Annotated in this window: 8 protein-coding genes; 6 read left to right on the forward strand and 2 right to left on the reverse strand. The window is 50.8% G+C overall.

Features of this window, described 5'->3' with window-relative positions; translation table 11 throughout:
• Window positions 1-15: 15 nt before the first annotated feature.
• The 5 genes from eno (at window position 16) to truD (ending at window position 3,857) form a co-directional block, all read left to right on the forward strand.
• Window positions 16-1,299, forward strand: coding sequence for a phosphopyruvate hydratase (eno, locus tag ACW73I_RS20535; protein ID WP_458031369.1), 1,284 nt, complete (start codon window positions 16-18; stop codon window positions 1,297-1,299).
• 94 nt (window positions 1,300-1,393) lie between these two features.
• Window positions 1,394-1,627: a septum formation initiator family protein gene (locus ACW73I_RS20540; RefSeq protein ID WP_458031378.1), complete on the forward strand. Its 234-nt coding sequence runs from the start codon at window positions 1,394-1,396 to the stop codon at window positions 1,625-1,627.
• A gap of 3 nt (window positions 1,628-1,630) precedes the next feature.
• The gene (gene ispD, locus ACW73I_RS20545; RefSeq protein ID WP_458031370.1) at window positions 1,631-2,326 is read left to right on the forward strand and encodes a 2-C-methyl-D-erythritol 4-phosphate cytidylyltransferase; all 696 of its coding nucleotides are present in this window, start codon (window positions 1,631-1,633) and stop codon (window positions 2,324-2,326) included.
• The gene (ispF, locus tag ACW73I_RS20550; protein WP_458031371.1) at window positions 2,323-2,796 is read left to right on the forward strand and encodes a 2-C-methyl-D-erythritol 2,4-cyclodiphosphate synthase; all 474 of its coding nucleotides are present in this window, start codon (window positions 2,323-2,325) and stop codon (window positions 2,794-2,796) included. The genes ispD and ispF overlap by 4 nt, the downstream gene beginning before the upstream one ends.
• Entirely contained in the window at window positions 2,793-3,857 is a 1,065-nt protein-coding gene (gene truD, locus ACW73I_RS20555; protein WP_458031372.1) for a tRNA pseudouridine(13) synthase TruD, read from the forward strand. Before ispF ends, truD begins: the two co-directional genes overlap by 4 nt.
• A gap of 40 nt (window positions 3,858-3,897) precedes the next feature.
• Here the strand turns inward: truD and ACW73I_RS20560 are convergent, their stop codons facing one another.
• Window positions 3,898-4,347 (reverse strand): beta/gamma crystallin domain-containing protein, encoded by a 450-nt coding sequence (locus tag ACW73I_RS20560; RefSeq protein ID WP_458031373.1) that lies wholly within the window; start codon window positions 4,345-4,347, stop codon window positions 3,898-3,900.
• 539 nt (window positions 4,348-4,886) lie between these two features.
• On the reverse strand, window positions 4,887-5,633 hold the full coding sequence (locus tag ACW73I_RS20565) for a thiopurine S-methyltransferase (RefSeq protein WP_458031374.1): 747 nt from the start codon (window positions 5,631-5,633) through the stop codon (window positions 4,887-4,889).
• 775 nt (window positions 5,634-6,408) lie between these two features.
• Between ACW73I_RS20565 and ACW73I_RS20570 the strand changes: the two genes are divergently transcribed.
• Window positions 6,409-6,669, forward strand: a complete 261-nt coding sequence (locus tag ACW73I_RS20570; RefSeq protein ID WP_458031375.1) for a DUF1488 family protein — start codon at window positions 6,409-6,411, stop codon at window positions 6,667-6,669.
• Window positions 6,670-7,185 lie beyond the last annotated feature (516 nt).

The raw sequence follows: 7,185 nt of genomic DNA on the forward strand, positions 1-7,185 counted from the left end.
GAGTAAATAAAACCTATGAGTAGAATCGTCGATGTAAAAGCAAGAGAAATTCTGGATTCGCGCGGCAACCCCAGCGTTGAGGCCGAAGTTTACTTGGATTCCGGCATCGTCGGCAGCGCGATGGTGCCTTCCGGCGCCTCGACCGGCGAACGCGAAGCCATCGAATTGCGCGACGGCGACAAGTCGCGCTTTTTGGGCAAAGGCGTTCTGACTGCCGTCAATAACGTCAACACCGAAATCCGCGAAGCCGTGGTCGGCATGGATGCCAACAAGCAAGAATTGCTCGATCAAAAAATGATCGAATTGGACGGCACCAATGCCAAAAGCCGTTTGGGCGCCAATGCAATTCTAGGCGTTTCGATGGCCGCCGCTCGCGCCGCCGCTCAAGAAGCCGGCAAACCGCTATATCAATTCATGAATAAAAGCGGCGAATTCGTCATGCCGGTACCGATGATGAACATCATTAATGGCGGTTCTCACGCCGACAACAGTGTCGATTTACAGGAATTCATGATTCTGCCGGTGGGCGCGCCTACTTTCCGCGAAGCCATTCGTTACGGCGCTGAAGTATTCCACAATTTGGCAAAAGTATTGAAAAGCAAAGGCATGGCGACCACCGTCGGCGACGAAGGCGGTTTCGCGCCCAACCTGCGTTCCAACGAAGAAGCCATCGAAGTGATCCTGGAAGCGATCGAAAAAGCCGGCTACAAAGCGGGCCAAGACATCTACCTTGGCATGGACGCGGCCGCTTCCGAATACTTTAAAGACGGCAAATACGTATTGTCCGCGGAAGGCCGCAGCTTTACATCCGAAGAAATGATCGACTTCCTGGCTGCCTGGGTGGACAAATACCCTATCATCTCTATCGAAGACGGCTTGGACGAAAACGACTGGGACGGCTGGAAACTGCAAACCGAAAAACTGGGCGGCAAAATCCAATTGGTCGGCGACGACTTGTTCGTAACCAATCCCGCCATACTGAAAGAAGGCATCGAAAAAGGTATTGCCAACTCCATCCTGATCAAAGTCAACCAAATCGGCACATTGACCGAAACCTTGGCGGCTATCGATATGGCTAACGCGGCCGGATACAGCGCCGTGGTTTCTCACCGTTCCGGCGAAACCGAAGATACCACCATCGCCGACCTGGTGGTCGCGACAGGTACCGGTCAAATCAAAACCGGTTCATTGAGCCGTTCCGACCGTGTCGCCAAATACAACCGTTTGATGAAAATCGAAGACGAATTGGGCGGCAAAGCTCGATACGCCGGCCGTAGCGCGTTCAAAATGCTGGGCTAAGATCGCACCATCCGGGTTATGTCTTAACGCATAACCCGGCCTTAATCGAGAGACTGCTATTAAATATAACATCGCCCTCATTATCGGTCTGATCATTCACTTCCAATACCGGTTGTGGTTTGGTGACGCCAGTGTTTCGCAAATCAACGAATACCGCGAACGTCTGACTGATCTGAACAAGGAAATTCAGGAAAAAAAAGACCGCAACGACTCGCTATACGCCGAGGTTTTAGACCTGCGCCGCGGCTTGGAAACCATAGAGGAACGCGCCCGTTACGAGTTGGGCATGATCAAAGAAAACGAAACCTTCTTTCAGGTGCTTGAGTAGCGCATGAATCAATCCATCCAATGCTGGGCCGTGGTGCCCGCGGCCGGCGTCGGCAAGCGCATGCAGGCCGATCGCCCCAAACAATACTTACCCTTGGCGGGAAAAGCCGTCATCGAACATACACTATCGAGATTACTGGACTCCGGCGCGTTTACAGCAGTAGCCGTAGCCATTTCCGCCGAAGACCCCTACTGGCCCGAACTGAACATCTCTAAACACCCCAACGTGATTACCGCGCCCGGCGGCAAGGAACGCGCCGATTCGGTGTTGTCTGCGCTGAAAGCGCTTGAAGGAAAAGCGGCGGAAAACGATTGGGTGCTGGTGCACGATGCCGCCCGCCCCTGCTTAACCGCCGGCGACATTCATCGGCAGATCGCTACACTGATTAACGACCCAGTCGGCGGCATTTTAGCCTTGTCTTCGCACGACACTTTAAAAGACGTCGAAGGCGACACCATCAACGCCACCATAGACCGAAAACGTATCTGGCGCGCCTTGACTCCGCAAATGTTTAAATACGGTATGTTACGGGATGCCTTGCAGCAAACTGAAGGCAATCCTGCCATCACCGACGAGGCAAGCGCATTGGAACTTTTGGGCCATAAACCCAAGATCGTCGAAGGCCGCCCGGACAACATCAAAATCACCCGCCCGGAAGACCTGGCGTTGGCGGAATTTTATATGGAGCAACAAGCATGATACGAGTAGGCATGGGTTACGACGTCCATCGTTTCACGGACGGCCACCACATCATTTTGGGCGGCGTCATAATTCCTTACGAAAAAGGCCTGGAAGCCCATTCCGACGGCGACGTGGTATTGCATGCCTTGGCCGACGCCATCCTGGGCGCGGCGGCGCTGGGCGACATCGGCAAGCATTTTCCCGATACCGACCCCGAATTCAAAGGCGCCGACAGCCGGGTATTGCTGCGCCACGTCTATAAAATCGTGCAGGATAAGGGCTACAAACTGGTCAATGCCGATATTACCATCATCGCCCAGGCCCCGAAAATGCTGCCGCATGTACCCGGCATGCGCGCCAATATCGCCGAGGATTTGGCCGTCGATGTCGACTTCATCAACGTCAAAGCCACCACCACCGAAAAACTAGGCTTTGAAGGCCGCAAAGAAGGCATTGCTGTCCAGGCTGTGGTACTGATCGAAAAGTGACCGAATACTCGTTGCCGGAATGGCCCTGCGCCTTTGGCGGCCCGGCCGGAAGCGGAGAGATCAAAACCGAGCCCGACGATTTCGTCGTCGAAGAAGTACTGCCGTTCGCGCCGGAAGGCAGCGGCGAGCATGTGTTTTTACAGATCGAAAAAACCGGCGAAAACACCGAGTACATCGCCCGGCTATTGGCGCGCCATGCCGGCGTTCGGCAGCGCGACGTCGGATTCGCCGGCTTGAAAGACCGCCACGGCCGTACCCAACAATGGTTCAGCGTTTGGTTGCCCGGACTAGTCGATCCCGATTGGTCCTTGTTGGAAAACCCAGGATTGAAAATTCTGGCCGCCGTCCGCCATGCCCGTAAATTGAAACGAGGCGTACTGGCGGGCAATCGGTTCCGAATCCGAATACGCAACTGGCAAGGCGACAGTGCCGCCTGCGAACGGCAACTGCAAGCCATCAAAAACAACGGATTCCCGAATTACTTCGGCGAACAACGTTTCGGCCACCACGGTCGCAACGTCGAAAATGCGGTGGCAATGTTTCAAGGCGCAAGGGTCAGGCGCGAACAGCGCGCGATTTATTTATCCGCGGCCCGCTCTTACTTATTTAATTCAATCTTGGCCGAACGCGTCAAATCACAAACATGGAATCAGGCGATTCCCGGCGATCTAATGCAATTAAACAACAGCCATAGTTTTTTCCAAGCGCAGACTGTCGACACCGCTTTGAATACACGCGTCGAAACCGGAGACGTACATCCTACCGGCGCGTTATTCGGCAAAGGCAAATTGCCAGCCGACACCAAAGCCTTGACGATGGAACAGCGCATAATCGCTCATTATTCGGAGTTGACCGACGGTTTGTTGAAATCGGAGCTGGAAGCCGACCGGCGTGCCTTACGGGTCATGCCGCAACATCTGGCTTGGCAGTTCGGAAACGACCAAACCTTGAGCCTATCGTTTACGCTGCCGGCAGGTAGCTATGCAACCGCATTGTTGCGGGAAATCGTTGCAACCCGCCTAACCCCGGCCCAGCGAAATGCCCGCGACTCGGTCGCCTGATCGGGCATTTCGCCGTTGCGGCCGGTATTAAGCACTAAAGTCAGTCGCAGTCGATTTTCAGCGAGCTAATTTTATTGCGAAAATTAAAGTCGCTCAGATCGTGAACCTTCGATTTCTCGTCGAATATCAGCTCGCTATCCTCTTTGGCGTCCTGCTCGCTAAGCCCCATGGAATTCAACAGTTCCGAATGTTTATGCGCGTCCATCAACGTCAGTTTAAAATCCGGATTCTCGAAAACCGTGACCTTGGCGCTCGGCCCGACTTTGAGGCTACCGATGCGTTTTTCCCAATTTTTCCCTTGTACACTTGTCAAATTATCGAGTTGTATCGGCCCTTCTAAACGAAAATGCTCACCCCCATACTGGCTATCTTCGAAAAACTCGGCCCAACAGTCTTTATCCTTAGCATACGCGGCAGTACTCGCTGCCAACACCAGTCCTCCTAAAACTAACGGTTTGATTGGGCCCAATACCAATTTAATTCTGTTCATTGTTATTCTCCCTTTCTAAAATTAATCGGATTGTCTCTCGCCGGCCGGGTTAGGACAGCCTTAAAAGAGACAGAATCAATATATAAAAAATTCAAATTGATGCTATTTACGCCGAATTAATAACGGTTCGAACGGTTATTAGTACTCCTTAGCCATTCGATATGCAAGCCGTATCGCCGAAGGTGCTAAAGATCAGTCTTGCTAAGACCCAAAACCAAGTTCAACCGAATTAGCGCTTCCGCTGGTTACACGGCGGAATCTATCCGGATAAACAACTGTAAAGCGGACTCATCCCGGAATATGAATGGGATGATTGCTCGGAAGCAACGTGCGACATCTTAAATAAGGGATCAAAAATCGGCCATAGGTTGCAGATACGTCATAAAGTCGGATGCATCGCACCCACATCTGCCGGCGAGCTTTGAATGTCGCGAACGGTTCGGCTGGCTGCGATTGTTGTGAGTTGCGTGTTAAACCGTTTTCCTTCAGCATCAAGCTCAATCGCTTCCAAAAGCTATATTACCCCCAGGAAAACCTAACTACTGACCGTCTTGCGAATGCTTGCCGGCATCCGCATGACGTTGACTCATTTGATAAACTTTTCTGTCAGTATAAAAAACCTGATCTGACGAGCTGCCTACAGAATTGAGTCGTTGCGCATGAGTAAGTTTGATCTCAAAATGCTCGCCGTATAGCGCCGATATTTCACTGTCTATCTTAGTTGCATGCTGCCCGCTATCTTTTGCAACATCTTCAACTGTAAGCAGAAATATCCCCACGTCGTCCTCAATCAGCGTCCGAAGTTGCGTGACATATTGCCCGCGGACAGCTTCCGGCAGCGCTGTCAGCGCGGCTCTATCGAATACACTGTCGATACGTCCCAGCCGATGTTTTTGCAACGAGAAAAAATCACCACACCAGATGACAATTTCACCCGACTGCCAACAGGTAAAATTACCATGACGCGTTTTTTTAACTTTCAAATGATTTTCGTCGAAAAATGCTTTAACGGCTATGGGGCTTAGTTCGATACCTATTACCCTATGCCCTTGCTCTGCAAGCCATAGCATATCCAGGCTCTTACCGCACAACGGAACCAGTATCCGGCTACTTTTTTTCAAGTGTTGGTTGTGCCAATACCGTGTTAACAGCGGATTAACGACTATCTGATGAAATTCTTCCGTGCAATCTTCCCACCACATTTGCAACCAGAGCGGATTATCCTGACGTTTATTGGTATCAGCCGATGGTTTTGCTGACTGTGTTTGGTCAGGTGTACTTGTCATGAATAGCCTATGTCATAAAGTGAACAAAACTTACTACTTTAGGTCGACCTGCGTCCGAGGTAACTTTACAGAAGGCATGGCTCCTCTGCCGGCGTGACGGTCAGCGGCCTTATGCGCCGCGGACGACTTCGGATCCATCAATAGTAAAGACGGGTTGGCCATATCGCGCGCCATCATTGCGACAAAAGCACTAAGCTAGTGGATATTAAGCAATAACCAAACCACATTACCAAGCCGACATTGATAAATATATTCAGGACTGAACTGCTGGCAAAGCCGATTGCATGAGCTACCGGAATATCGAATGGCGACTTTGAACCGCAAAAAGCGCCCTGTTTGCACTAAGACAAAGTATCGAAAGAAAATGGTTGAATGGCGCCATTCCCGGAAATGATCCGGGAAGCCAACGGTTCGCGGTCAATAAGATCACGGGGAGATGAGCGCTGGTGAACGAGCTAGCCGTTAGATCCTTCCATCTTCTATTGCATCACCCCGCGAAGCGCTTCGCCGCGCCAAATATTTCTAACCGCTATTAGTTACGGACTAGCGTATAGTGTGGCTTGTGCATCAAATGAATGGCAAACGGCTATGCCGTCCGGAGGAATACGTATATCGCCTACTGTAATTAAAGGCGAAAGAAATTTGGCTTTATTACATGCGAAGGCATATGCAACGCCGTTTCCAGCGTTCCGGCAAAGTTATCTTTGATAATCCACGATGGCAAAGTTAATGGGTGATACCATCGACTAGACAATCACCTAAATCAGGAGACATTATGATTTCTTTCCCTAAACTCGAATCTTGGAATAATATGACAAAAACGGCCACCATTGTGGCGCAAATCGATAAGAAAAGCCGGGTACTATGCCGTATTTCATCCGAGAGTCTTCGCGTTAAATTCGGCCCCACGGACGATACGACTATGCAGTTAATAGCCAAACATCGCACGGTTATTCAACAGGCGGCAGCAAATCTGATAGAGCAAGATTATTATCAAGAGGACGGCTCCATTCTGATCCAAACGAGCGACCTTTAGTAGAAACCGGAACCGCGCCAATATCGATCAGGCGGGTATCGGAAACGAGTTGCACTGTAAAATAAATTTTGATCGAAGACGGTGCGCAACTCAGACAATCCGAGGCTGAGTTCAGTTTTAACAGAAGCGTACTTTTCGAAAACTCTCATTTTCCACTCAACGCCGCGCCCGCTCGGTTGCCAGTGTCGGTCGTCGTTGGCAGGCAGCCTGCTTGACCTCGGTTGGTCATCCGTTTTTGAAACATTGAGCCTTTGTTTGCGCTCGTTACCGGCTATGTTTTTCGCACTTGGGAGCTGACCAATCAGAAGGAAGGCGGTCTAGGGATTTCGCTAATCGGTAAAATTTATTAACGTAAACGAGAGCTTATTTTTTTGGACCTGAATCCGTGACTTAAAAAGTCAAACAGCTTCCAGGGCAATCGCGCTTAAATTCCGCGAATCAATCGCAGCAAATAGTCATTATCCCAACCGGCGCGCTTGCGTTTGACCTTGATGCCGACTTTTCGTTGAGGATCGT

Source organism: Methylomonas sp. MgM2 (assembly GCF_054172045.1).

Excerpts from the sequence above, each read along its gene's own strand:
- ispF (WP_458031371.1), top strand. The coding sequence starts at position 2,323 with ATGATACGAGTAGGCATGGGTTACGACGTCCATCGTTTCACGGACGGC.
- ACW73I_RS20560 (WP_458031373.1), bottom strand. The coding sequence starts at position 4,347 with ATGAACAGAATTAAATTGGTATTGGGCCCAATCAAACCGTTAGTTTTA.
- eno (WP_458031369.1), top strand. The coding sequence starts at position 16 with ATGAGTAGAATCGTCGATGTAAAAGCAAGAGAAATTCTGGATTCGCGC.
- ACW73I_RS20570 (WP_458031375.1), top strand. The coding sequence starts at position 6,409 with ATGATTTCTTTCCCTAAACTCGAATCTTGGAATAATATGACAAAAACG.
- ACW73I_RS20565 (WP_458031374.1), bottom strand. The coding sequence starts at position 5,633 with ATGACAAGTACACCTGACCAAACACAGTCAGCAAAACCATCGGCTGAT.
- ispD (WP_458031370.1), top strand. The coding sequence starts at position 1,631 with ATGAATCAATCCATCCAATGCTGGGCCGTGGTGCCCGCGGCCGGCGTC.